The sequence below is a fragment of the Pseudolysobacter antarcticus genome, from assembly GCF_004168365.1.
Taxonomy (GTDB): Bacteria; Pseudomonadota; Gammaproteobacteria; order Xanthomonadales; family Rhodanobacteraceae; genus Pseudolysobacter; species Pseudolysobacter antarcticus.
The window spans coordinates 502,947-526,954 of the sequence record NZ_CP035704.1; the positions used below are offsets into that span (position 1 = coordinate 502,947).

Genomic DNA, 24,008 nt, shown 5'->3' on the forward strand with positions numbered 1-24,008 from the left:
GTGCGAGCACGCACCGAGCAGCAAACCGGCGATCGTCACGATTAGCCGCGCCGAAAAATTTCTCATTGCGCCGGTTTGCTCAACTCGCGCGTGATCGCCTCGCTCAACTGCAATACCGCCATGCTGTAGAGCGGGCTACGGTTGTAGCGCGAGATGACGTAGAAATTCTGGAACACGATCCAGAATTCCGTGCCTTCTGCGCCTTCGAGCTGCAGCAGGGTGACCGGCGTCTGGCCATCGGGTTTCGCGCCACCCGGATTACTGCCGAGGTGATAGCCCCATTCTTCGAGTTGCGTCAGCGGGTACACCGGTTCGAGCGAGCCCGGCGTGATCACGCGCGCGTTCTTGTCCACGTTTGCGCGCACCGCGACCGGGCCGCCGGTCTGCCAGCCGTGTGCGGTGAAATAATTGGCGACGCTGGCGCAGATGTCGGAAATCGAATTCCACAGATCGATCTTGCCGTCGCTGTCTTCGTCGCGCGCAAATTTGGCGATGCTGCTGGGCATGAACTGGCCCCAGCCCATCGCACCGGCATACGAGCCCATGAGTTCGGTGGTGGCGTACGGAAAACGCGTGCCGTGCAGCAGGAACAACTGCTTCAGTTCACCCTGGAAAAACGGTGCGCGTGCCGGGTAATAAAATGCCAGCGTGGTGAGCGCGTCGAGCACGCGATATTTGCCGGTGATCCGACCGTAACTGGTTTCCACACCGATGATCGTGACGATGATGCTCGCCGGCACGCCGAATTCTTTTTCGAGACGCTGCAGCAAATCGGCGTGCGCGCGATAAAACGCGACGCCGTCGTTGATGCGTTTGTCGGTCAGGAAAATCGGCCGGTAATCCTTCCACGCCTTGGATTCGGCGGGCCGCGAAATCGCATCGATGATGGTTTGCTGGTAACGCGCCTGATCCAGCGTCGCGAGGATTGCCGCCTCGCTCAAACCTTGCTCGATCGCGAGCGGATCGCGCGCCAGTTCGGCGGCGAATGCGCGTGCGCCGGGATGGCTTTCCGCCGGCGCTTCCAACGCGATGGCGGCGCTCCAGGCGAGCATGCCGAACAAGAGGGAAAAACAGCGTTGCATCATGCGGAAACGGGCGGGCAAGGATGGGGTGAAAATCGCGACATACTGTAACACGCGCACTGCGCCAGCTGACTTAACGTGAGACCAACTTGCGGTGGCCGTGAATCGACATCAGCACGCCGAAACCGGCCAGCAGCGATACCGCCGAAGTGCCGCCGTTGCTCACCAGCGGCAGTGGCACGCCGACCACTGGCAACAAGCCAGTGATCATGCCGCCATTGACCATCACATAGACAAAAAACGCCATGCTGATCGAGCCGGCCAGCAGGCGCGAATAGGTGTCGCGCGCGTTCGATGCAATCCACAGGCCGCGGCCGACGATGAAAAGATATAAACCGATCAGCACGGCGACACCGATCAGGCCCCATTCTTCCGAGAACACGGCGAAGATGAAATCGGTGGTGTGTTCCGGCAAAAACTCCAGCCGCGACTGCGTGCCATGATGCCAGCCCTTGCCGAACAACCCGCCCGAGCCCACCGCAATTTCGGACTGTATGATGTGCCAGCCGTTGCCGCGTGGATCGGATTCGGGATCGAGAAACATGCGCAAACGGTTGCGCTGGTATTCGTGCATGAAATGCCACAACAACGGCGCCGCTGCGGCCATCACGCCGGCCAGGCTGAAGATGCGCCACCAACCCAGTCCGGCGAGGAAGATCGCGAACAACCCGCTCGCTGCAACCAATAGCGCGGTACCGAGATCCGGCTGCTTGGCGATCAGCAGCGCCGGCACACCGACCAGTACCGCAACGATCAACAACGCCGACCAGCGCGGCGGCAACGGGCGCGCGTGCAGATACCACGCCACCATCATCGGCAGAGTCAGCTTCATGAGCTCGGATGGCTGGAAACGAATCGGCCCGATCGCAAGCCAGCGATTCGCGCCGCGACCATGACCGAGCAGGGCTACGACGACCAGCAGCAGCAGGCTGAAGCCGTACAACCACGGCGTCCAGTTGCGCAGGATGCTGGGTGGAATACGCGAGATCAGCAGCAGCATCATGCCGCCCAGCAGCATGCGCGAACCTTGGCCGACGACCAGGCTCAAGTTCAGTTCACTCGCGCTGTAAAGCGTACTGAGGCCGATACTTGCGAGCAGGAACAGCGCGCCGAGCAACGGCCAGTCGAGGCGTGCGTGTTGCACCGAACTGCGCGCGCGTTCGCGCCAGCGCCAGATCAACTGCTCGATCATTTCAGCACTCCGATGCCGGCCGCGGCGTCCGTGGTGAGCCACGAATCCAGCATCTTGCGTGCGATCGGCGCGGCGTCGCTGGCGCCGGTGTGGCCGGCTTCGAGCGCGACCACTACCGCGATGCGCGCAGACTCGGCCGGGGTGAAAGCCTCGAACAACACCTGATGTCGATCGACGGCGGTTTCCATGATGTTCTGCCACGCTTCGGTGGTGCGCGAATAACGCTCGGCGGTGCCGGTCTTGCCGGCGATGACGTACGGAAATCCATCACCCAGACCGCGCGCGGTGCCGTCGCCATTGACCACTGCGATCATGCCTTGCGCCACTGCATTCCAGTCGGCGGGTTTGATGAAACTCGGCGCTGCGGCTGGTATTGGCTGCAATACCTGCGGTTTGCCGAAGCCATCTTGTGTGGCATGCAACAAATGAATCTGGCGGCGTTCACCCTTGCCCGCAAGAATCGCCAGCGCATTCGCGAGTTGCACCGGGGTGATCACCCAATAACCCTGACCGATGCCGGCGATCACAGTTTCGCCCGGATACCAGACCTTGCCCTGTGTCGCCATTTTCCAGTCGCGCGAGGGCAGCACGCCGCGGCTTTCGGTCGGCAGGTCGATACCGGTTTTTTCGCCGAAACCGAATTGCACGAGGTAATCCGCAAAACGATCGATGCCCATGTCCTGCGCGAGCGAATAAAAATAGGTATTCACCGAACGCGCGATCGCCTCGATCACATCCACGCGACCGTGACCGCCGCGCAGATCGTCGCGATAAGCACGTTGCTGGCCGGCGATATGGAATTCGCCGGTGGAGAACACCGTGTCGGTCGCCTTGCGCACGCCGAGGCCGAGGCCGGCCATCGCAACGAACGGCTTGACCGTCGAACCCGGCGTGAAATTGCCGCTGACGGCGCGATTCAGCAGCGGCTTTTCCGGCGCACTGAGTAGCGCGTTGTAGTCGCTGTGGCCGATACCGTTGACGAAAAGATTCGGATCGAAACCCGGCACGCTGACCATCGCCAACACTTCGCCGTTGCGCGGATCGACCGCGACGGCCGAGCCGGTGCGCCCGACAAACGCGTCTTCTGCCACTGTTTGCAAACGTGCATCGATACTCAGATACAGATTTTTTCCGGGTGTCGGCGCAATGCGATCGAGCACGCGCAGCGCACGCCCATCGGCATTCGACTCGACTCTTTCATAGCCTGGTTCGCCATGCAGCATGTCTTCGTAATAACGCTCGATGCCAATCTTGCCGACCAGTGTGGTGACTGCATACCGACCGGGATCGAGTTGTGCCTTGTCGGCCAGATCGATGCGCCCGACATAACCGACCAGATGCGAAAATTCATTCGCCAGCGGATAACGCCGGGTCAAATAGGGGACGACATCGACGCCGGGAAAACGATAACGATTGATCGCAAAACGCGCGACCTCGTCCTCGCTCAAATGCAGGCGCAGCGGGATGCTGTCATACCTCGGCGTGCCCGCCACGAGCTGGCGAAAATGTTCGATGTCGTCATCCGACAGCGGCACGACCGCGCCGAGTTCCTGCAGCATCGGATCGAGTTTGCCGGCGTGCTCGGGCACCACTTCTAGGCGATACGCTGGCACGTTGTCGGCAAGCAGCACGCCGTTGCGGTCATAGATCAGACCGCGTGCCGGCGCCAGCCAATGCAAGCGGATGCGGTTGGCTTCCGAGCGTGTGGTGAATTCGTCATGCCGTTGTACCTGCAGGTGATAAAAGCGCGCAACCAGCGCGCTCAAGGCGAGCACGATCGTCGCAAAACCGATGATCGCGCGGATTCGGAACTGATCCGCCTCGCGCGCCGTGTCCTTGATTGCAGTAATGCGCGAATAGGATTTCATCGGTTGGTTTTCATGCGTCCCGCGCACGCAAGCGCGAGCGCAGATCGTCCAGCAGCAGGAAAATCCACGGCCATGCCAGCATGCCGATAAAAGGCGCGATCCAGAACGTCGCTGGTGGTCGTGGATCGCCACCGAATGCACGCATCATCAGCAGCACGACGCGGTCATTCAGCAGTAACGCAAGTATCGCCACGGCTTGTTGCCACATCGGGAAAAATCGCAAACGCGAACGAAAGCGCAGCACGATGAAGGTGAGCGCGACGAGACGTAGCGCCTGTTCGCCGAGCACTTCTCCGGTGAGCACATCGCCGCACAATCCGAGCAGGAAAGCGAAACCCAGACCGACCCGATCTGGCGCCTCCAGCGCCCAGTACACCAACACCAGCGCGGGCCAGTAAGGCTTGAATGCGAGCAATGCTTGCGGCATCGGTGCGAGTTGCAGCATGAACGCCGCGAGAATGCTGCCGTAAAACAACAGACCATGAGCGCGGAGATGGTTCATGGCGTCGTTTGCGCTGCAGGTGCAGTGATAGTTTTCGGTACGGCTGGGGACGGTGGTCCGGGTGTTTGTGCCGGCGGCGGCGGACCGATCGGATCGGCCAGCTCATGCAGCAACAGTACTTCGCCGGCGCGATCCAACTCCGCGCTCGGTCGCGCCACCGCAGCGCCGAAAAGTCCCGACGGATCATTTTTCACTTCGATGATTTCGCCGACCGGAAATCCCGCCGGGAAACGTCCGCCGAAACCCGAGGTCACGAGTTTGTCGCCGATTTTTACATCCGCGCTGGCCGGGATGTTGAGCAGATCCAGCCGATCCACGGCGCCCGTACCAGTGGCAATCACGCGCACACCACTGCGCTCAATGCGCACCGGCAAGGCATGGCTTGGATCGGTGATGAGCATGGCCTTGGACGTGTGCGGCAGGACTTCGATGATTTGCCCGACCACACCATGCGCATCGATCAGCGCTTGGCCGACGCTGACACCTTCGCTGCTGCCGGCGTCGAGCACGATGCGATGGCGCAACGGATCGAGATCCAGATCAATCAACTTGGCCAGTTGCACGCCGACGCCGAGGCCGTTTTGCACGTCGAGCAATTGCTTCAGGCGTTGATTTTGTTCCTGCACTACGCCGAGCCGATTCAGGCGCGTCTGACTGAGCATCAGCGCTTCGCGCAGGCGTACATTTTCTTCGGTCAACGCACTGCGGTCACTGAAGGCGAGGCGCGCATCGTGCGCAAGTTTTGCCGGCATCGCGGCGAGCCGATAAATCGGCTCGATAACCGCACTCGTCCGTGTACGCAGAATTTCGACATAGTGAAAATGTCGATCAACCACCATCAAGGTGATCGCCAGCGCCAAATAGATGACCAGCCGCAAGGTGCTTGACGCACCTTCGGCGAACAGCGGCGAGGAATCGTTGCGGGCAAGCGCCATAAGGTTGAAGCATATATCGAGTCGTCAGCGCGGGGCAGACGACGCAACGAATGGAATCAGAAAAGCCGAGAACCGATCCTGCTGGCGCCGAATCAATCCGGTGCGAAAAAATCGCTGCCGTGCAGATCGATCAGCTCCAGCGCGCGGCCACCACCACGAGCAACGCAGGTCAACGGATCGTCGGCGATATGCACATGCAAACCGGTTTCATCCGAGATCAGGCGATCAATATCGCGCAGCAACGCGCCGCCGCCGGTGAGTACGATGCCGCGCTCGGCAACGTCCGAGCACAGCTCCGGCGGAGTTTGTTCGAGTGCCGAACGAACCGCAGCAACAATCCCCGCGAGCGGCTCGTGCAATGCTTCGAGAATTTCGTTGGAGTTGATCGTGAATGCGCGCGGCACGCCTTCGGCAAGATTGCGCCCGGAGACTTCCATTTCCTTGACCTCGGTCGATGGAAACGCACAGCCGACTTCGAACTTGATGCGCTCGGCGGTAGATTCGCCGATCAGAGTGCCGTGATTGCGGCGCACGTAGTTGATGATGGCCTCGTCGAAACGGTCGCCACCGATACGTACCGACGCGGCGTAGACGATGCCGTTGAGCGAGATCACCGCCACTTCCGACGTGCCGCCGCCGATATCCAGCACCATCGCACCGCGTGCTTCGTGCACCGGAATGCCGGCGCCGATTGCCGCGGCCATCGGTTCCTCGATCAGATACACATCGCGGGCGCCGGCGCCTTCGGCCGATTCCTTGATCGCGCGGCGCTCAACCTGAGTCGAACCGCACGGCACGCAGATCAGCACGCGTGGGCTCGGTCGCAGCAGGCGTGAACGATGCACTTTCTTGATGAAGTGCTGCAGCATTTGCTCGGTCATGGTGAAATCGGCGATCACGCCGTCTTTCAGCGGACGCACGGTGACGATATTGCCGGGTGTGCGCCCGAGCATGCGTTTGGCTTCGGCGCCGACCGCCGCCACCGAGCGCGGGCCGCCGGGGCCGCGATCCTGGCGAATCGCCACGACCGAAGGTTCGTTCAGCACGATGCCCTGGCCGCGCACATAGATCAGCGTGTTGGCGGTGCCGAGGTCGATCGAAAGATCGTTGGAGAAGATGCCGCGTAAACTTTTGAACATGAGGGTTCCGGTGCGCGCTGCGCAACTAGCGAAGAATTGGGAGATGAAAACCAGAAAAGCCCGCTAGTCTAGTAATCAAGCCGGTTTGAAGCAAGCTAAACCTGTGTTAATAATAGGTTTCGTCGTGGATTGTGGCGCTGCGTCATTATGCTAGTCTGCGGCGTCACGTAGGGAGGAGCTGATCGCTTGTTGGTCGATCCGGAAATACTGATCCATTCGATTTTCATCGTAGTACCGCTGCTGATCGGCTTGGCTTTGGTTTTTGTGACGTTTGATGTGGAACAGCTGCGCCGTTCGATCCATTCGAACCCGGGTTTGGCTCTGTACCGGTTTCGAGCATTTCGTTACGGCGCCGCGATGCTGTGTTTCATCGGCGCCGCAACAAGTTGGCTTACGCTTTGAGCAAACAATAATTCGGCAAAAAATATTTCAGGCATCCGTGTGAGCATAGACAGCGCTACCGTTCGACAAATCGCCCATCTCGCGCGCATCAGCGTGGCCGAGCAACAATTGCCAGGGCTCGCCGCCGAGCTTAACGGCGCGCTGGATTTTGTCGGCCAGCTCGCCGCCGCGGATATTGGCGCTATCGAACCGCTCGCGCATCCGCTCGATGAAACGCTGAGCTTGCGCGATGACGTAGTCACTGCCGTCGATCAGCGCGACGCCTTCATGCGTCTCGCGCCCGACGCGCAATCCGGCCTGTATCTCGTCCCCAAAGTCATCGAATAAGGAAAGGCATGAGTTTGCCCAGTGTTGCGCAACTTGCGCAGGATTTGAGCGCACGCCGCATTTCGGCGCGTGAACTTGCCGAGGAAAGTCTGGCACGCGCCGAAAAAAATCAGGCGTTGAATGCGTTTGTCACGCGTTGCGAAAACGTGGCGATGGCCGCAGCGTCGGCTGCCGATGTGCGACTCGCCGCCGGCAATGCTGGCGTGTTGACCGGCATCCCGTTTGCGCACAAGGATATTTTTTGCACCAACGGCATCCGTACCAGTTGCGGCTCGCGCATGCTCGACAATTTTGTGCCGCCGTACGATGCGACCGTCTCGCGTCAGCTCAATGATGCCGGCGCGGTGCTGATCGGCAAGACCAATATGGACGAGTTCGCGATGGGCTCGTCGAATGAATCGAGCTTTTACGGCCCGGTGCAAAACCCGTGGGATACCACGCGCGTGCCAGGTGGTTCGTCGGGCGGTTCGGCCGCGGCGGTTGCGGCCGGTATTGTGCCGTTCGCGACCGGCACGGACACCGGTGGATCGATTCGCCAGCCCGCAGCATTCTGCGGCATCACCGGACTGAAACCGACCTATGGCCGCGTTTCGCGCCTCGGTATGATCGCGTTTGCGTCGAGCCTGGATTGCGGCGGCGTGCTCGCGCGCAGTGCGGAGGATTGCGCCCATGTCCTCAGCGCGATCGCCGGTCACGATGCGGGCGATCCGACCAGCGCAAGACACGCTGTCGATGATTATCCGGGCGCATTGAATCGACCACTCGCCGGCTTGCGCATCGGTCTGCCGCGCGCCTATTTCGGCGCCGGTATCGCGGCCGATGTCGGCCGTGTCGTGCACGCCGCGCTGGCCGAACTGGAGAAACTCGGCGCGGTTCTGGTCGAGGTCGACCTGGTGCATGCCGATCTTGCGATTCCGGCGTATTACGTGATTGCGCCGGCCGAAGCATCGAGCAATCTCGCGCGGTATGACGGTGTGCGTTATGGCTATCGTTGTACCAATCCGAGCAGTCTTGAAGACCTGTACATGCGCACTCGTGCTGAAGGTTTTGGTGCCGAAGTGAAGCGTCGTATTCTGGTTGGCACTTATGTTTTATCCGCCGGATATTACGATGCGTATTATCTGCGTGCACAGCGCGTACGGCGCTTGATCGCGAACGATTTCAATACAGCGTTTGCTCAGGTCGATGTGCTGGCTGGGCCGACCACACCGACGGTGGCGTTCAAGCTCGGCGAAAAAAGCAGCGATCCGCTCGCGATGTATGCCGCCGATGTCAACACTGTGGCGATGAATCTCGCCGGCCTGCCGGCAATCTCGGTGCCGGCCGGTTTCAGTGATGGTTTACCGGTGGGGTTGCAGCTCATCGCCCCGGCGTTTGCCGAGGCGCGGTTGCTGAATATCGCGCACCGTTTGCAGCAGGCCACCGACTGGCATACGCGCACGCCGGAGATCGCGCATGGATAAGCAATGGCAGGCCGTGATCGGTCTCGAAATTCATACCCAGCTGGCGACGCGCAGCAAGATTTTTTCGGGCGCGAGCACCGCTTACGGCGCCGAGCCGAACACGCAGGCGAGCGCACTCGATCTGGCGATGCCCGGCATGTTGCCGGTGTTGAATCGCACCGCGGTGCGCATGGCGTTGCAGTTCGGCCTCGCCGTAAATGCCGAGATCGCGCCGCGCTCGGTGTTCGCGCGCAAGAATTATTTTTATCCGGATTTGCCCAAGGGCTACCAGATCAGCCAGTACGAATTGCCGGTGGTCGGGCTGGGTTTTCTGGCGGTGCGGCTGGATGACGGTCGTGTGATCGATGTCGAAATCACACGCGCGCATCTCGAAGAAGACGCCGGCAAATCGCTGCACGAAGAATTCCACGCGGCGACCGGCATCGACTTGAATCGTGCCGGCACGCCGCTGCTCGAAATCGTCTCGGCGCCGGTCATGCACACCGCGCAAGAAGCGGTGGCGTACATGCGCACGGTGCACACGCTGGTGCGTTACCTCGGCATTTGCGACGGCAACATGCAGGAAGGTTCGTTCCGTTGCGATGCGAATGTGTCGGTGCGTCCGCTCGGTCAAACCACGCTTGGCACACGCACCGAAATCAAGAACGTCAACTCGTTTCGATTCGTCGAGAAAGCCATCGACTACGAAATCGAACGACAGATTCGCGCATTGGAAAACGGCGAGCCGATCGTGCAGGAAACGCGTCTGTACGATGCCGCGCGCAATCAGACCCGGCCGATGCGATCGAAGGAAGCGGCCAACGATTATCGTTATTTTCCCGATCCAGATCTGCCGCCGCTGTTGATCAGCGCGCACGATCTGGATGAGGCGCGTGCGCTGCTGCCGGAATTGCCCGAAGCGCGTCGCAGCCGTTACATCACCGCGCTCGGCTTGAGCGATTACGACGCGAGCACGTTGAGCGCAGACAAAGCCACTGCCGACTATTTCGATGCGGTACGCGCGGCAATTTCGTCGCACGGAAAAACCGATGTTGATGCTGCGCATCATCACGCCAAGCTCGCGGCGAACTGGGTGATCGGCGAAGTCGCGGCGGCATTGAACGATGCAAACTTGAGCATTGAGCAATCGCCGGTCGATCCCGCCGTACTCGCGCAGTTGCTCATGCGCGTACTCGACGGCAGCATCTCGGGCAAGATTGCGAAGGACGTCTTTACGGCCATATGGAATGGTGAAGGCGACGCCGATGCGGTCATCGAAAAACGCGGACTGCGGCAGATTTCCGACAGCAGTGCGCTCATCGCCGTGATTGATGCGGTGTTCGCGGAATTCCCGACCCAGCTCGCCGACCTGCGCGGCGGCAACGACAAGTTGCTGCAGTTTTTTGTCGGGCAGGTGATGAAACGCACGCGTGGCCAAGCCAATCCGCAACAGCTGACAACCTTGTTGCACGAACGCCTGAAAGCGTGACCGCGATTACAAACGTGTCGGCCAGCGCGGAATTTGCGACAATACGAATTCGTGTGCGGCCAAGCGCCGCATCCACCCTTACTTGCCCGAGATGCCCGATTCCATGTCAGCACTGATTTGCGGTTCGCTTGCCTACGACACCATCATGGTGTTTCCGGATCAATTCAAGAATCACATCCTGCCGGACAAGGTGCACATCCTGAATGTGTCGTTTCTCGTGCCGCGCATGCGCCGCGAGTTCGGTGGCTGCGCCGGCAATATCGCTTACAACCTCAAGTTGCTCGGCGAAGATTCGATTCCGATGGCGACGGTCGGTCAGGATTTTGCGCCGTACCGTGCACACATGGAAAAGTGTGGTATCCGCCTCGATCAGGTGCGTGCCTTCGACGACCAGTTCACGCCACAGTGTTTCATCACCACCGATCTGGACAACAACCAGATCACCGCGTTTCATCCCGGTGCGATGTCGAGCTCGCACGAGAACCACGTGCGTGATGTAGCCGACGTGACTTTCGGTATCGTCGCACCCGATGGCCGCGAGGCGATGTTGCAGCATGTCGAGGAATTCGCAGCGCGAGGCGTGCCGTTTATTTTCGATCCGGGCCAGGCCATGCCGCTGTTCAATGGCGACGAATTTCGCAGCATGATCAGCAAGGCGACCTACGTCATCGTCAACGATTACGAATCCGAATTGCTGCAACAACGCACCGGCTGGAGCGCCGCAGAAATTGCCGCAAAAGTGCAGGCTTATATCGTTACCCAAGGCCCGCGCGGATCGTTCATCCATACCGGTGGCGAAACCATCGAGATTCCGCCCGCACGCGAACGTCAGATCGTCGATCCGACCGGCTGCGGCGACGCGTATCGCGCCGGCCTGATCTTTGGCATCATGCGCAAGCTCGACTGGAAAACCGTTGGTCGTATCGCATCGCTGATGGGCGCGCTGAAGATCGAACATCCGGGCACGCAGAACCAGCGTTTCACCCACGCCGAATTTGCCGCCGAATTCGAACAGCAATTCGGTTACGCGTTCTGAAAAAAATCGCTGAAACCACGCCCATGACACCACAAGCCCTGCTGCCGCTGGCCTTCATTCCACTGGCGCTGTTCGCGGTTTATCGCCGCTACAAACGCCATGTCGGACGCCAGCCAATGCAGCCGGTGCGGCTGGGTTTGCGTGCGTCGCTCATGCTGGTGCTCGGTATCGCGTTGAGCATTTCGGCGTGGCCGCATTTCGATGTGCTGGAAAGTGGTGCGGCAGGATTGGCGTTTGGCATCGCGCTTGCGATCGCCGGCATCCGCCTGACGCAATTCGAAAGCACGGCCGACGGCATTTTTTACACACCGAATGTCTACATCGGCCTCGGCATCACGGTATTGTTGCTCGGTCGGCTGCTGTATCGTTTTGTCGTGCTTTTTCCAGGCATGCAAGCCGCCGCGCAGGCGAACGATGCCGACGCGTTTTCGGCGATCCACAAAAGCCCACTGACGTTCGGCATTTTCGCGCTGATCATCGGTTATTACGTGGTCTACAACATTGCGTTGCTGGTGCTCAGCCGACGCCATGCGGTAGCGAATTCGGCCTTGGTTTAAAAACCTGAATTTGTTGGTCCGCTGTCGTCGGAATTCGGATTTTTAGCGTCGAGCAAACCGTGCTTTCGCATCCACGCCGGCAAGCGCTCGGCGAAAATGGTCCGGTCGAAATGACAATCGGCGTGACCACAATCCAGCGGCACAAACTCGCCGCGATCGCCAGCCGCGGCGACATTGCGCATACCTAACTCATACGGAATCACTTCGTCGTGCCGACCATGCTCGATCAACACCGGGCCGGCGTAGTCACGCTCGCACGTGGTGTTGTCCCATGGCACACGCACAACGAAAGCTGGCAGCAGATAATGATGCGCGATATCGACGATCGAGGAATACGTCGATAGCAAAATCAGCCCGCGCGTATGGCGGTTGCGCGCGAGTTCGCAGGCCGGACCACCGCCGATCGAATACCCCATCGAAATGATGCGTTGCGGATCGACCTGCGCTTGTTTCGCCAGCCAGTCGTAGGCGAGATTTTCCGCCTCGTTGATGCTGGCGTAACCCGGTTTGCCGTCGGCGCCGTCGTAGCCCGGAAATTCTAGCTGCAGCACGGCAATGCCGCTATCAACCAGATTCTTGAAGATCGGATACGAATCCTGCACGCGCTCGAAATTGCCGTGGGCAAAAACAATCGCCGGTGCCGCCGCCGTACCCACTGGCGGCACCAGAAAAATCGCCCGCACCTTGCCGAACGATGCCGGAATTTCCACGAGTTCGGCGTTGGCCGGCAGCGGCCCGGCAAAGGCGTGATGGTGGTCGCTGGCCGCCGGGAAAAGTATCGCCAATTGCTTGGCATACATCACGCCGGCATACAGCGGATACAGTAGAAATAACGGCAGCACAACAGCACGCAGTTTCATTGATTTTTATTTCGCGATGGCTTGTATCGAATTGAGCGGATGTTGTCGCGCGACGATTATTGCTTATCGAATTTCGGCAGCGCGGCGCGCAGCATCCCCTTGAGTTCGGGCTGCCCGGCGAACGGATCACTCGGGTTGCGCTGCGTCGAGATATCGCGATAACGGCGTTCGACATCGTCCATCATGTGCGGATGCGAGAGGATGTAGAACTGCTGGTTGCGGATCGCGTTGAACGTGGTTTCGGCGATCTGCGTCGCGGTGAGTTTGCCGCTAGATACCGCCTTGGCGACACCGATCTGCGCGGCTTTTTGCGATGCGGTTGGCGCATTGCCGGGCATGTCCGCTGGTCGATTGCGTTGCGATTGACTGATGCCGGTCGGCACGAAATACGGACACAATACCGACGCGCCGATCGGCGCATCGATCAGTTGCAGATCCTGATAGAGCGTTTCGCTGAGCGACACCACCGCGTGTTTCGACACGTTATAAACGCCCATGTTCGGCGGATTCAGCAAACCCGCCATCGAGGCGGTGTTAACCATATGCCCGCGATATTCCGGATCGGCCTTGGCGCAGGCGAGCATGAGCGGCATGAATATGCGCATGCCGTGGATCACACCCCACAAGTTCACGCCGAGCACCCATTGCCAGTCGGCCAGTGAGTTTTCCCAGATCAAGCCGCCGCTGCCGACGCCGGCGTTGTTGAACACCAGATGCACCGCGCCGAAGCGCTGCATCGTCGCATCGGCCAGTGCTTGCACTTCCTCGGCCTTGGATACGTCGACCTTGAGCGCGAGTACGTTGATGTCCTGCGCCTCGAATTCGGCACGGATCGCATCAAGTGCGTCTTGCTGCACATCGGCCAATACCAGATGCATGCCGAGCGCGGCGCCGATGCGGGCGAATTCGCGACCGAAGCCGCTGCCGGCGCCGGTGATCACGGCGACTTTTCCGAAAAAATCTTTCATGTACTGGCTTCCTGCTTTTTGTGTTTGATCTGATAACCGAGGCGCGGAAAATGCACCGTCACTTCGCCAGCGCGCGGATCAAACCGGCGCAGCAGAAATTCGTTGTGGTATGCCGCGACGAGTTCGCCATCGACCGGATCGGTGCCGTAGTCGCTCGCAGCGATCGTGACGGCATCGCCAACTTGAAACCCCTGCAACTCGAACAGTTCGGGGTTGGTAATGGTTTGTGGCGTGGTTGCAGCCGCAATCGCGATCGCGGCGCTACTATCCATTTTCTCGAAACTGCCGTGGCCGATGGCGTGCAGCCGCTGCATCCACGCCACGACATGTCCATGTGCATCGACGATGCTGCCGATAGCGCCGGCCTGACGCACGAACCAGAGCGGGTGGTACGTTGAAAAATCGGCAATGCTGATTTGCGTACCGAGCAGCCACGGTCGACCATCGGCCAGTTGCTGTTCGATCAGATGGATATAAGCGTGCAAGGTGCTGGTGGCTTCTGCCAGCCCGATGCGCGGCGCGTTGGCGCGCAACGCAGCGCGATCGTTGCCGAATGCTTGGATCATTTCCGGCGGCGCACCGGCGAACATGTGCTGCAGTCCGGCCGGTTGCAGCGTGTACGGCACGGCGCACCAGAACAGCGCGCTGTCCGCCCATAACGCGTGGATACGCGCGCTGCTCGCAATCGCTGGCGGATACAAAGTTGGCGTCGGCGCGAGGTTTTCCAGCACCTCGGCAATCAGTGCGGTATCGCAGTAAATATCCGCGCCGATCTGCAGAATCGGCGTGCGCCGATAACCGCCGGTGAGCGCAACCACATCCGGCTTCGGCATGATCGGTGGAGTAATGACCGATGACCATGCGAGCTGTTTGAAACCGAGCAGGCAACGCGCTTTTTCGGCAAACGGCGAACGCGGGTAATGATGCAGGATCAGTTGCGCCATGAAATCCTCGGTACAGCATTGATGGCGCTGCGGTCAGCGCCATCCGGTTGCGTACGTTAGCAGATCGTGCCGCAAAAGCCCCGCGCGATACGGACTCAGGAAGTTTTCAAAAGGTCGTGGAAATGTTTGCGGAATTTCGCGATCTTCGGTGAGATTACGAGCTGGCAATACGGTTCTTCACCATGCAGCTCGAAATACTGCTGGTGGTAGTTTTCGGCCTTGTAGAAAACCTTGAACGGCACGACTTGGGTGACGATCTTGCCTGTCCATTCGTTGCTTGCGGCGGTTTCGGCGATGGCGTTATCGATCGCGGCTTTTTGTTTGTCATCGCGATAAAACGCGATCGAACGATATTGCGTGCCGGCATCGTTGCCCTGGCGGTTCAGCGTGGTCGGATCGTGGATCGTGAAGTACACGCGCAGCAGATTTTCCAGCGAGAGTTGCGCCGGATCGAACGTGATCTGCACGACTTCGGCATGGCCGGTGCTGCCGCTGGAAACCTGGCGATAATCGGGATTGGCAACCGTGCCGCCAGCGTAACCGGATTCCACCTTGGTCACGCCTTTCAGTTCGGTATAAACCGCTTCGAGACACCAGAAACAACCGCCGCCGAGGGTGATGACTTCGTTATGCGCTGCTGGCGCGGCAACTTCGGCGGCCGCCGCGGCTGGACGCAAACCGCTGCCGCAAATAGCGAGTACGGCGAATAAAAACAGATGGGGCAAACGCAAGCTCATGGCAATACTCGATAGTGGGGGTTGCTGTCATAGACCCTGCATCGGGCTAAATGCTTGCAACAAAAATCATCGTGTTCAGGTACGTAAGGTGAACGGCGTAAAGCGCGTATCGCGATCGTAGTGGTCCACGTTTTCGGCGCGCTTCAAAGCCTTGACCAGACGATAGGTCAGCGGCGTCGCGAGCACTTCCCACAATACCTTGGCCACGTAGTTGGTCAGCATCACTGTGATTACGAGATCGGTGCTCCACACACCGAGGAACGCGGCGGGATAAAACACCAGCGAATCGACACCCTCGCCACACATCGTCGAGCCGATCGCGCGCATCCACAAAAACCGCCCGCTAGTGGCGACCTTGAGTTTCGCCATGACAAACGAGTTGACGAATTCACCGGCGAAAAATGCCATGATCGATGCGAGCACGATGCGTGGCGTCTGACCGAAGATGGTCGAATACGCTGCCTGATCTTTCCAGCCGGCGGCCGGCGGCAGTGCGACCACGACTGCGCTCATGATCGAAGCGAATGCGAGTGCGGCCAGCCCGGACCAGATCACACGCCGCGCGCGTGCGTAACCGTAGACTTCGGTGAGCACGTCGCCGAAGAAATACGAGATCGGAAAAAACAGTACGCCCGCGCCGAATTTGAAATCGCCGAGCAGCGGCAAATGCACCTCGGCGATCTTGGCCGGGCCGATCAGGTTGGCGCACAACAATACCGCGACGAATGCGCCGAGGATCAGGTCGTAATAACGGAATTCACGGGTCGGCATAAACAAGTCTCGGGCGAGGTAAAAGTGCGGCGGGCGGCGGATTCAAGCCGGTTTCAAACATCGGTTCAGCGTAGCGTAAATCCCGGTTGATGTGGATGCTGCTGCGGCGCAAATACGCGATTGCAAGGGTGACGTCCCGCCTATTTCGCGCGGTCTCGGTGCGGAGTAGGCTGCAATCATCCATCCACCGTTCGGATCGGGAGACGTCATCATGTTCAAGCCGTTTACTGCCGTAGTCGTGATTTTGCTGCTGATTGTGTTGTTGCCAATCGGCGGCTTGCTGATGGTGCCGTTGCTGCTGGCTTCGGTTGCATTGTTGCCGCTGCTTGGCCTGTTGCTTGGTGTGGCGTTGCTGGTCGGCATCTTGCGATTAGCCGGTGTGGTGTTGGCCGGTGCGTTTACGCTGATTTTTTCGCTGCTCGGTTTTACGCTGATGCTGGCGGTCGGCGCGGTGCTGTTCGGCCTCGCCATCGGTTTGCTGCATGTGCTGCTGCCGGTGCTGTTGCTGGCCGGTATCGTCTGGCTGATCAGTCGTGCCGCACGCCCGAACGAACCGCGTGCGCTGCCACCTGCGGCGTCGATCTGACCGCGGCTATTGATCGCGCTGTTGCCACACATCCGCGTCTTGTTATGCTCTTGCTTGGCAAGACACTCAGGGAATCGCGATGACCGATAGCGCAAAAAACTCGATCCGTGATCAGGTATCGCCGCAAGAGTGGCAGACGCGTGTCGATCTCGCTGCGTGTTATCGCCTGGTCGCGTTGTATGGCTGGGACGATCTTGTATTCACCCACATCTCGGCGCGCGTACCGGGCGGCGATCATCATTTCCTGATCAATCCGTATGGATTTCTGTTCGAGGAAATCACCGCGTCGAGTCTGGTCAAGGTCGATCTGCGCGGCAATCGCGTGATGGAAAGCCCGCACATGATCAACCCGGCGGGTTTCATGATTCACAGCGCGATCCACGCCGCGCGCGAGGATGCGCAATGCGTGCTGCATGTTCACTCGATCAACGGCGTCGCTGTGTCGGCGCAGAAAAACGGCTTGCTGCCGTTGTCGCAACAGTCCTTGTTCGCGCTGGCCAGTCTCGGTTATCACGATTACGAAGGCGTCGCGTTGAACGAGGCCGAGAAACCGCGCCTCGTTGCCGATCTTGGCGAGAAGACGGCGCTGATTCTGCGTAATCATGGTTTGCTGACCTGCGCGCCGAGTATTGCCGATGCCTTTCTCGCGATGTACATCCTCGAATCGGCGTGCATGATCCAATTGCGCGCGCAGGCCGGCGGTGGCGAACTGGTTGCGATTCCCGATGCGATCCTCGCCGGCATTCTGGCGCAAGCCAAGGCGGTGACGCGCGGCCTCGGCGGCGCGCTGGCGTGGCCGGGATTGTTGCGGCGGCTCGATCGTCGCGATTCGTCGTTCCGCGATTGATGATGGTGGGCAGCACAAAATTTTTACCATGCGCTTAACGTTTTTTGCAGCACAATCCGCGCCGTTGTACCCACCATATTTCCCAAGGAGAAATCGTATGTCGAACCGCATCGCTTTGACGTTCGCGGCCGTTTTGTTGTCCGCGAGTTTTATCGTTCCGAAAGTCGCGCTGGCGGCCGATGCCAAGCTTGAATGCGACATGAAATTCGCCACATCGGGCTGGTCGGTAATCTACAAAACAGCCTCGGGCACCGGCACGATTGTTTGCAACGATGGCTCGCGAATGAAGGTCAACATCAAGACCGTCGGCGGCGGTTTGACCGTCGGCAAATCGTCGATCGACGATGGCCGCGGCAAATTCTCCAACGCGCATTCGATCAACGAACTGATCGGCGACTACGCCACGGCTGGAGCGTCGGCCGGCGCAGTGAAATCGAGCGAAGCGCAGGCGATGACCAAGGGCGAAATTTCGCTCGCCATCTCCGGTACAGGCCGTGGCTGGGATCTCGGTGTGGCGTTCGGCAAGTTCACGATCAGCCCAATGCGCTGAGCAGCAATAATTTTTACTCACCGGCGCCGCAACGGCGCCGGTGTTGTGTTCGCCAGCACAATTTCATTGGGCCGCCGACGTAAGAAATCTGCAACTTCGCTGTCATCGCATCGCCGTCTCAACGTCATCGTGACGCAACCGCGCGGTAAAGATGACGCAACCTCGCCGCGTCAAACTGCGCACCGAAGCTCGAGCTGCTTCGGGCACGGCCTTGTCCATGCGCTTTGCCAATTCTCCCACTTCCATCGATACCCAGCGTCGACGTCTGCTGCTCGGCGCGAGCGCGCTTGCGGGCCTTGCGTTTACCGGCTCGGCCCAGCGCATTCTGGCGCAGCCGCGCTTTAGCAGTTATCCGTTTACGCTTGGTGTTGCCAGCGGCGATCCGACGCCGGATGGTTTTGTTTTGTGGACACGCCTCGCGCCCGAGCCGCTTACCGGCGGCGGCATGCCGGCGCTGGCGATTGCGGTCGACTGGATCGTCGCGCTCGATGAAAAAATGACGCGCGTGGTGCAGCGTGGCAGCATCGATGCCGAACCCGAATGGGCGCATTCGGTGCATGTGGAAGTGGAAGGTTTGTTGCCGGATCGCTGGTACTGGTATCAGTTTCGCGTCGGCGGCGAACTCAGCATGATCGGCCGCACGCGCACCGCGCCGCTGCCGGGCGCAGCGATGCAGCGGCTGCGGTTTGCGGTCGCTTCGTGCCAGCATTTCGAGCAGGGATATTTCAGCGCGTATCGGCACATGCTCGATGACGATCTCGATTTCATCATGCATGTCGGCGACTATATTTACGAAGGGTCGTGGGGTGAGCAGATCCGCCGCCACGAAGGCGCGGGCGCGGTCACGCTCGACCAATATCGCAATCGCCACGCGTGCTACAAAACCGATATGGATTTGCAGCGTGCGCATCAGGCCTATCCGTGGTTGCTGACGTGGGACGATCACGAAGTCGAGAACGATTACGCTGCCGATGTATCGAGCTTCGGCGAATCCACCGAGGATTTTGTGCAGCGTCGTGTCGCCGCCTATCGCGCGTATTACGAACACATGCCGCTGCGCGCACGCAGTCGTCCACAAGGCCGGCAGATGCTGATGTATTCGCAGGTGGGTTTCGGCGATCTCGCGAACTTCCAGATGATCGACGATCGCCAGTATCGCGCCGCGCATGCGTGCGCCACGCCCGGGCATAACGAAGGCCTCATGGTCAGCGATTGCGCGCAACGTTACGCCGCCAGCCAGACCATGCTCGGCACGACGCAAGAGCGCTGGCTGTTCGACAATTTATCGAACAGTCGGGCGCGCTGGAACGTGATCGGTCAGCAGACCCTCATGGCGCCGTTCGAGTCGCGCCAGGACAGCGGCGAATACGCAGTGTGGACCGAGGGTTGGGACGGTTACGCCAGCGCGCGTTCGCGCCTGCTCAATCATATTGCCGATCACGAAGTGCGTAATGCGATCGTGCTCGGCGGCGACGTGCACGCGTTTTACGTCGCCGATCTTAAAACCGATTTCTACGATCAACTCGCGCCGACCATCGCCACCGAATTTGTTGGCACTTCGATCACCTCACACGATGTCGATTACGCCAGCATCATGCGCGACCTGCCGCACAATCCGCACATCCGGTTTTTCGACAGCCGCTGGCGCGGTTATCTGCGTTGCGAAGTCACGCCGGAACTCTGGCGCAGCGATCTGCAGATTGTCGATGACGTAAGCGACGTGAATTCGCGTGGGCGAACGCTGGTCTCGCTTGTGGTCGAAGACGGTCGGCCGGGTGCAAAGCCGGCTTAAAAAACGTCGCAGTCATTAGGGGAAATGCTGCGACCGCATTTCGCGACGTCACAAAGTCCGGGTATGCTCGCGGGTCTTGCGGATCGTCGGTCCGTGGTTCGAGGGAACATCATGATCAAGAATTTCTCGCGCGCACTGCGCGTAGTGCTAGGTTCGGTTTTTGTATTTTCGCCGTTGCATGCGTTTGCCGATGGCGATATTTCGCGTTATCTCGATACACGTGTTTTGCCGGTGCCGGTCGGTACAAGTTTCAGTGTGCTGGCAACGCAGCCGGCTGATCAGGCGCGCAACGTGCCGCGTGCGAATCCGCTCACGGTCAAGTTCAGTGCGCCGGTGAATGTGGTCGGTCAATGGTTCACGCTCAGCTGCGGTACTAGCGGTACGCATACCGCGCAAGTCGGCGGCGGGCCGGTTGGGTTTACGCTGACTCTGGATCAGGCGCCGCTGGCGTTGGAAGCCTGCGTGTTCACCATCGTCGCCAGCCAGGTGCAGAGTCAGGCCGACAATACGACGACCTTGCCGAGCGATGTGATCGTGCATTTCATGGCCTCGGCCGACCTGGTTGATTATTACGCCGGTGCCGATACCAGCAGCGGCCCGGCGCTCAAGGCGTGGCTGCACAATCGCATCAAGGATCACACCTCGTGTCCGTATACCAGCGCGACCTACAATCCGTGCAGCGGTAGCGCGAATACCTGGGTGGTACTGAATCAGGCCGATCAGGATCCGAACAACACCGCCAACATTCTGGATATCTACAAGAACGCGTCGTACACCAAGATTCCCGGTGGCACTGGTGCCTATAACCGCGAACACACATGGCCGAACTCGCTGGGTTTTGCCGAAAGCAATATCACTGTAGCCGGGGTCGACAAACCGAACCCGCCGTACACCGATACACACATGCTGTATCTGTCGGATACCACCTACAACGCGAATCGCGGCAATCGTCCGCTGGGCGCGCTGAGCAGTGCGTGTCCGACCACCGCGACCGCGGGCTGCACCGGATATGCGACGCTTGCGGGCGCGGGTTTCGGCGGCGGCAGCGGGCGTGGTGATTTCGACATCCGCACTGGCGCCGACGGCAACACCGGCCGTTTCGAAATCTGGGATCATCGCAAGGGCGATATTGCACGCGCGGTGATGTACATGGCGGTGCGCTACAAAGGCGGTATCGATGCCGAAGGTATCACCGAACCGAATCTCGAACTCACCGACGATTCCAGCCAAATCATCATCATCAATTCGCGCACCACCGGCCAGACCGCGTACATGGGTTTGCAGAGTGATCTGCTGGCTTGGAATGATCTGGACTTGCCCGACGCACGCGAACAGATGCGCGACGAAGTGGTGTATTCGTATCAACACAATCGCAATCCGTTCGTCGATCACCCGGAATGGGCGCGTTGCGTATTCCAGAATCTGAACTGTCCTCTAGATAGGATTTTCGCCGATAATTTCGATCAATAAGCTTCGATGCAAGCCACGGCGCTGTTGTGATACAGCGCCGCGTTTCACTTAGCAAGCGATCTGTAACACGCGCGGAATATTGCGCAGCGATACTGCCGATCTTTCCAACGCATCAAAGCCGAAACGGCGTTGATGTGAAGCGGAAAATTTCGTCGTCGCAGAGTCGTATCCCGCCGCATGAGCAGCGTCGTTTCCCTGTTTCCCATCCCGCCGGCGATGGCGGTTGTCGTCACCGCGCCAACGTCCGCGACGGATGACATCCGCCACCTGATCAAGCCGACCGCGGCACTGCCGCCGGAGCTGTCGGTGAACGCGGTCGGCGAGGCGCTGTCGCGTCCCGAATACAGCGGATTGATGTCACTTCCGATCGTCGATGCGGGCGGCATGCCCGTCGGCAGCATCAGTCGATTCGAGCTCATGGTGCGCGTATTCATGCGTCCGTACGGCCGTGAGCTGCACGGTCGGCGCCCGATCGCCACGCTGATGAATACCCAGCCGCTAATCATCGCCGCCGATACAACGGTCGATGCGGCCAGCCGCTTCATCGCCGAAAATATTCGTCAACCGATCAGCGACGATTTTATCGTGGTCGATGAGCACGGAAAATATCTCGGCATGGGCGTGGTGCTGGATGTGCTCGGCGCGATGGCGGGCCGCCTGACGCAGCAGGCCACCGATCTCGAACTCGCCAATCGCAACCTGCGTTCGTCGCAAAGTCAGCTCATTCAATCGGAGAAAATGGCGTCACTCGGACAGATGGTCGCGGGCCTCGCGCACGAAATCAACACGCCGCTCGGTTACGTCAAGAACAACGTCGAAATGACACGCGGCATCGTCGCCGATGCACAAACATTGCTGGGTTCGTATCAACAGGTGGTAGATGCGCTGCTCGCGCCGGAGCCGCCGCCCGCACCGATCTTCGAGGCGCTCGTGCAGCAGCTCGAAGAACAGCGCGCGATATGTGATGCCGAGACCTTGCAGGATCTACGTTCGCTGCTTGACGACACCGTATTCGGCGTCGCCCAGATCGGCGATCTGGTCGGCAACCTCAAGGACTTCAGCCGGCTTGACAAGGCGCGTATCGAGCAGGTCGATTTGCACAAGCTCATCGAGAGCGCGTTGAAGATTGGCGGTAATCTGCTACGCAAGAAAAACGTCGTCATCGAGCGCCGTTTCGGCGAGATTCCCGAGGTCGAATGTTCGCCCGCGCAGATCAACCAGGTGCTGCTGAATCTCATCACCAACGCCGCGCAGGCGATCGAGCACGAGCACGGCAAGATCGTGTTACGCACGCAGCAGGTCGGCAAGCATGTATTCCTGCTGGTCGAAGACAACGGCCGCGGCATTCCGACCGATGTTTTGCCGTGCATCTTCGATCCGTTTTTCACCACCAAACCCATCGGCCAGGGCACGGGTCTGGGCCTGTCGATCTGCTACCAGATCATGCAGGATCATCGTGGCCATATCCGCGCCACATCGGTGCCGGGGCAGGGCACGCGTTTCCTCGTCGCGTTGCCGCAACGCGCGCTCGCGGAGCAAGCACAGGCCAGCGAATCATGAGCGCCAATCCGCTCGCCACGGTGTTATTTGTCGACGACGAAGAACGCATCCTGCGCTCGCTCAAGATGCTGTTTCGCGGCCGCTACAATGTGCTGACGACAAGCTCAGGCAGCGAGGCCGTGGCGATCGCCAAACGCCAGCCCGTGCATGTGATCGTCAGCGATCAGCGCATGCCCGAGATGCTCGGCGTGGAGGTGCTGCGCCACGTGCGCGAGGCCTCGCCGCAGACGATGCGTTTGTTGCTGACCGGTTATTCCGATCTGCAGGCGATCGTCGCATCGGTCAATGAAGGCGAGATTTTTCGCTTCATCGAAAAGCCGTGGGATCCCGGTTATCTGCACGATGTAGTCGAGCAGGCGGCGCAGATCGCGCTGCAGGAATTCGCGTTGCCGCAGTTGCCGTCGCCAGCGGTGATCGCGTCCAGCGCAGTTCAGCCGTTGCCGCACGCCGGCGCGAAACTGCTGGTGCTCGATGAAGATCCCGCTACCTGGCGTCTGGTGCGCGAGCTCGTGCCGGAAACGCTCGAAGTGCTGCACGCGGGCAACGTCGAGCAGGCGCTGCAGATTCTCGGTGAACACGAGATCACCCTCGTCATCGCCGAGCTGCGCCATCAAAAGGACGACATACCCGGCACGCTGAAGATACTTAAAAGTTTCAATCCGCACGTGCTCACGATCGTGGTCACGCAGTTGCGCGACAGCCGCAGCTTGATCGAGCTGATCAATCAGGGCCAGATCTACCGTTTCCTGCCCAAGCCGATCAGTCGTGAGCTGTTGCGCCGGAGCATCGCTGCGGCGCTCGAACATTATTTGCAGCTACGCAGTACGCCGATCCTGCTCAAGCGTCATGTCGTCGAGGCGAGCAAAACTGATACCGGTTCGTTGTCCTCACGCCTGCTGGATTACTGGCGTCGCGTGCGCGACAACGCACGCACGCGCGCTTGAGAATCCGT

The 24,008-nt window shown here is 59.8% G+C and carries 24 protein-coding genes; 13 read left to right on the forward strand and 11 right to left on the reverse strand.

The features are described from left to right. Positions 1-62 precede the first annotated feature (62 nt). The 6 genes from mltB to ELE36_RS02210 form a co-directional block, all read right to left on the reverse strand. The gene (gene mltB / locus ELE36_RS02185; RefSeq protein ID WP_242512335.1) at positions 63-1,136 is read right to left on the reverse strand and encodes a lytic murein transglycosylase B; all 1,074 of its coding nucleotides are present in this window, start codon (positions 1,134-1,136) and stop codon (positions 63-65) included. A gap of 19 nt (positions 1,137-1,155) precedes the next feature. Continuing rightward, positions 1,156-2,274: a rod shape-determining protein RodA gene (gene rodA / locus ELE36_RS02190; protein WP_129831533.1), complete on the reverse strand. Its 1,119-nt coding sequence runs from the start codon at positions 2,272-2,274 to the stop codon at positions 1,156-1,158. Then, positions 2,271-4,142 carry a penicillin-binding protein 2 gene (mrdA, locus tag ELE36_RS02195; protein ID WP_129831534.1) on the reverse strand — a complete coding sequence of 624 codons (1,872 nt, stop codon included), beginning with the start codon at positions 4,140-4,142 and terminating at the stop codon, positions 2,271-2,273. The genes rodA and mrdA overlap by 4 nt, the downstream gene beginning before the upstream one ends. Before the next feature lie 10 nt (positions 4,143-4,152). Further along, a complete protein-coding gene (gene mreD, locus ELE36_RS02200) occupies positions 4,153-4,644 on the reverse strand; it encodes a rod shape-determining protein MreD (RefSeq protein WP_129831535.1) in 492 nt (163 codons plus the stop codon). Further along, positions 4,641-5,579, reverse strand: a complete 939-nt coding sequence (gene mreC / locus ELE36_RS02205; protein ID WP_129831536.1) for a rod shape-determining protein MreC — start codon at positions 5,577-5,579, stop codon at positions 4,641-4,643. The genes mreD and mreC overlap by 4 nt, the downstream gene beginning before the upstream one ends. 92 nt (positions 5,580-5,671) lie before the next feature. After that, positions 5,672-6,718 carry a rod shape-determining protein gene (locus ELE36_RS02210; RefSeq protein ID WP_129831537.1) on the reverse strand — a complete coding sequence of 349 codons (1,047 nt, stop codon included), beginning with the start codon at positions 6,716-6,718 and terminating at the stop codon, positions 5,672-5,674. A 186-nt stretch (positions 6,719-6,904) separates the two neighbouring features. On the opposite strand from ELE36_RS02210, the gene ELE36_RS02215 reads away from it, so the two are divergent. From ELE36_RS02215 to ELE36_RS02240, 6 genes are all read left to right on the forward strand, one after another. Further along, on the forward strand, positions 6,905-7,120 hold the full coding sequence (locus tag ELE36_RS02215; RefSeq protein WP_129831538.1) for a hypothetical protein: 216 nt from the start codon (positions 6,905-6,907) through the stop codon (positions 7,118-7,120). 39 nt (positions 7,121-7,159) lie between these two features. After that, positions 7,160-7,447, forward strand: a complete 288-nt coding sequence (gene gatC / locus ELE36_RS02220; RefSeq protein WP_129831539.1) for an Asp-tRNA(Asn)/Glu-tRNA(Gln) amidotransferase subunit GatC — start codon at positions 7,160-7,162, stop codon at positions 7,445-7,447. A gap of 8 nt (positions 7,448-7,455) precedes the next feature. Further along, positions 7,456-8,910 carry an Asp-tRNA(Asn)/Glu-tRNA(Gln) amidotransferase subunit GatA gene (gene gatA, locus ELE36_RS02225; protein ID WP_129831540.1) on the forward strand — a complete coding sequence of 485 codons (1,455 nt, stop codon included), beginning with the start codon at positions 7,456-7,458 and terminating at the stop codon, positions 8,908-8,910. Next, positions 8,903-10,378, forward strand: coding sequence for an Asp-tRNA(Asn)/Glu-tRNA(Gln) amidotransferase subunit GatB (gatB, locus tag ELE36_RS02230; protein ID WP_129831541.1), 1,476 nt, complete (start codon positions 8,903-8,905; stop codon positions 10,376-10,378). Before gatA ends, gatB begins: the two co-directional genes overlap by 8 nt. Before the next feature lie 103 nt (positions 10,379-10,481). Then, a complete protein-coding gene (locus tag ELE36_RS02235) occupies positions 10,482-11,414 on the forward strand; it encodes a carbohydrate kinase family protein (RefSeq protein WP_129831542.1) in 933 nt (310 codons plus the stop codon). A 23-nt stretch (positions 11,415-11,437) separates the two neighbouring features. Continuing rightward, positions 11,438-11,971, forward strand: a complete 534-nt coding sequence (locus tag ELE36_RS02240) for a CcdC protein domain-containing protein (RefSeq protein WP_129831543.1) — start codon at positions 11,438-11,440, stop codon at positions 11,969-11,971. On the opposite strand, the gene ELE36_RS02245 is transcribed toward ELE36_RS02240, so the two are convergent. The 5 genes from ELE36_RS02245 to ELE36_RS02265 form a co-directional block, all read right to left on the reverse strand. Beyond that, a complete protein-coding gene (locus tag ELE36_RS02245; protein ID WP_129831544.1) occupies positions 11,968-12,831 on the reverse strand; it encodes an alpha/beta hydrolase in 864 nt (287 codons plus the stop codon). The genes ELE36_RS02240 and ELE36_RS02245 overlap by 4 nt on opposite strands. 56 nt (positions 12,832-12,887) lie before the next feature. Next, positions 12,888-13,799, reverse strand: coding sequence for an SDR family oxidoreductase (locus tag ELE36_RS02250; protein ID WP_129831545.1), 912 nt, complete (start codon positions 13,797-13,799; stop codon positions 12,888-12,890). Beyond that, positions 13,796-14,743, reverse strand: a complete 948-nt coding sequence (locus ELE36_RS02255) for a glutathione S-transferase family protein (RefSeq protein WP_129831546.1) — start codon at positions 14,741-14,743, stop codon at positions 13,796-13,798. The genes ELE36_RS02250 and ELE36_RS02255 overlap by 4 nt, the downstream gene beginning before the upstream one ends. Positions 14,744-14,838: 95 nt before the next feature. Beyond that, complete coding sequence (gene msrA, locus ELE36_RS02260; RefSeq protein WP_129831547.1) at positions 14,839-15,480, reverse strand: peptide-methionine (S)-S-oxide reductase MsrA; 642 nt, start codon at positions 15,478-15,480, stop codon at positions 14,839-14,841. A gap of 75 nt (positions 15,481-15,555) precedes the next feature. Further along, on the reverse strand, positions 15,556-16,251 hold the full coding sequence (locus ELE36_RS02265) for a queuosine precursor transporter (protein WP_129831548.1): 696 nt from the start codon (positions 16,249-16,251) through the stop codon (positions 15,556-15,558). Between the two features lie 211 nt (positions 16,252-16,462). On the opposite strand from ELE36_RS02265, the gene ELE36_RS02270 reads away from it, so the two are divergent. The 7 genes from ELE36_RS02270 (at position 16,463) to ELE36_RS02300 (ending at position 24,000) form a co-directional block, all read left to right on the forward strand. Beyond that, entirely contained in the window at positions 16,463-16,837 is a 375-nt protein-coding gene (locus ELE36_RS02270) for a hypothetical protein (protein WP_129831549.1), read from the forward strand. Positions 16,838-16,916: 79 nt separating this feature from the next. After that, on the forward strand, positions 16,917-17,684 hold the full coding sequence (locus ELE36_RS02275; protein ID WP_129831550.1) for a class II aldolase/adducin family protein: 768 nt from the start codon (positions 16,917-16,919) through the stop codon (positions 17,682-17,684). A 97-nt stretch (positions 17,685-17,781) separates the two neighbouring features. Continuing rightward, complete coding sequence (locus ELE36_RS02280; RefSeq protein WP_129831551.1) at positions 17,782-18,234, forward strand: hypothetical protein; 453 nt, start codon at positions 17,782-17,784, stop codon at positions 18,232-18,234. A 217-nt stretch (positions 18,235-18,451) separates the two neighbouring features. After that, on the forward strand, positions 18,452-20,026 hold the full coding sequence (locus ELE36_RS02285) for an alkaline phosphatase D family protein (protein WP_129831552.1): 1,575 nt from the start codon (positions 18,452-18,454) through the stop codon (positions 20,024-20,026). A 111-nt stretch (positions 20,027-20,137) separates the two neighbouring features. Continuing rightward, positions 20,138-21,496 (forward strand): endonuclease, encoded by a 1,359-nt coding sequence (locus ELE36_RS02290; RefSeq protein ID WP_165371435.1) that lies wholly within the window; start codon positions 20,138-20,140, stop codon positions 21,494-21,496. 177 nt (positions 21,497-21,673) lie between these two features. Continuing rightward, positions 21,674-23,056, forward strand: a complete 1,383-nt coding sequence (locus tag ELE36_RS02295) for a sensor histidine kinase (RefSeq protein WP_207215843.1) — start codon at positions 21,674-21,676, stop codon at positions 23,054-23,056. Beyond that, positions 23,053-24,000, forward strand: coding sequence for a response regulator (locus tag ELE36_RS02300; protein WP_129831554.1), 948 nt, complete (start codon positions 23,053-23,055; stop codon positions 23,998-24,000). The genes ELE36_RS02295 and ELE36_RS02300 overlap by 4 nt, the downstream gene beginning before the upstream one ends. The last annotated feature ends 8 nt before the right edge of the window (positions 24,001-24,008 follow it).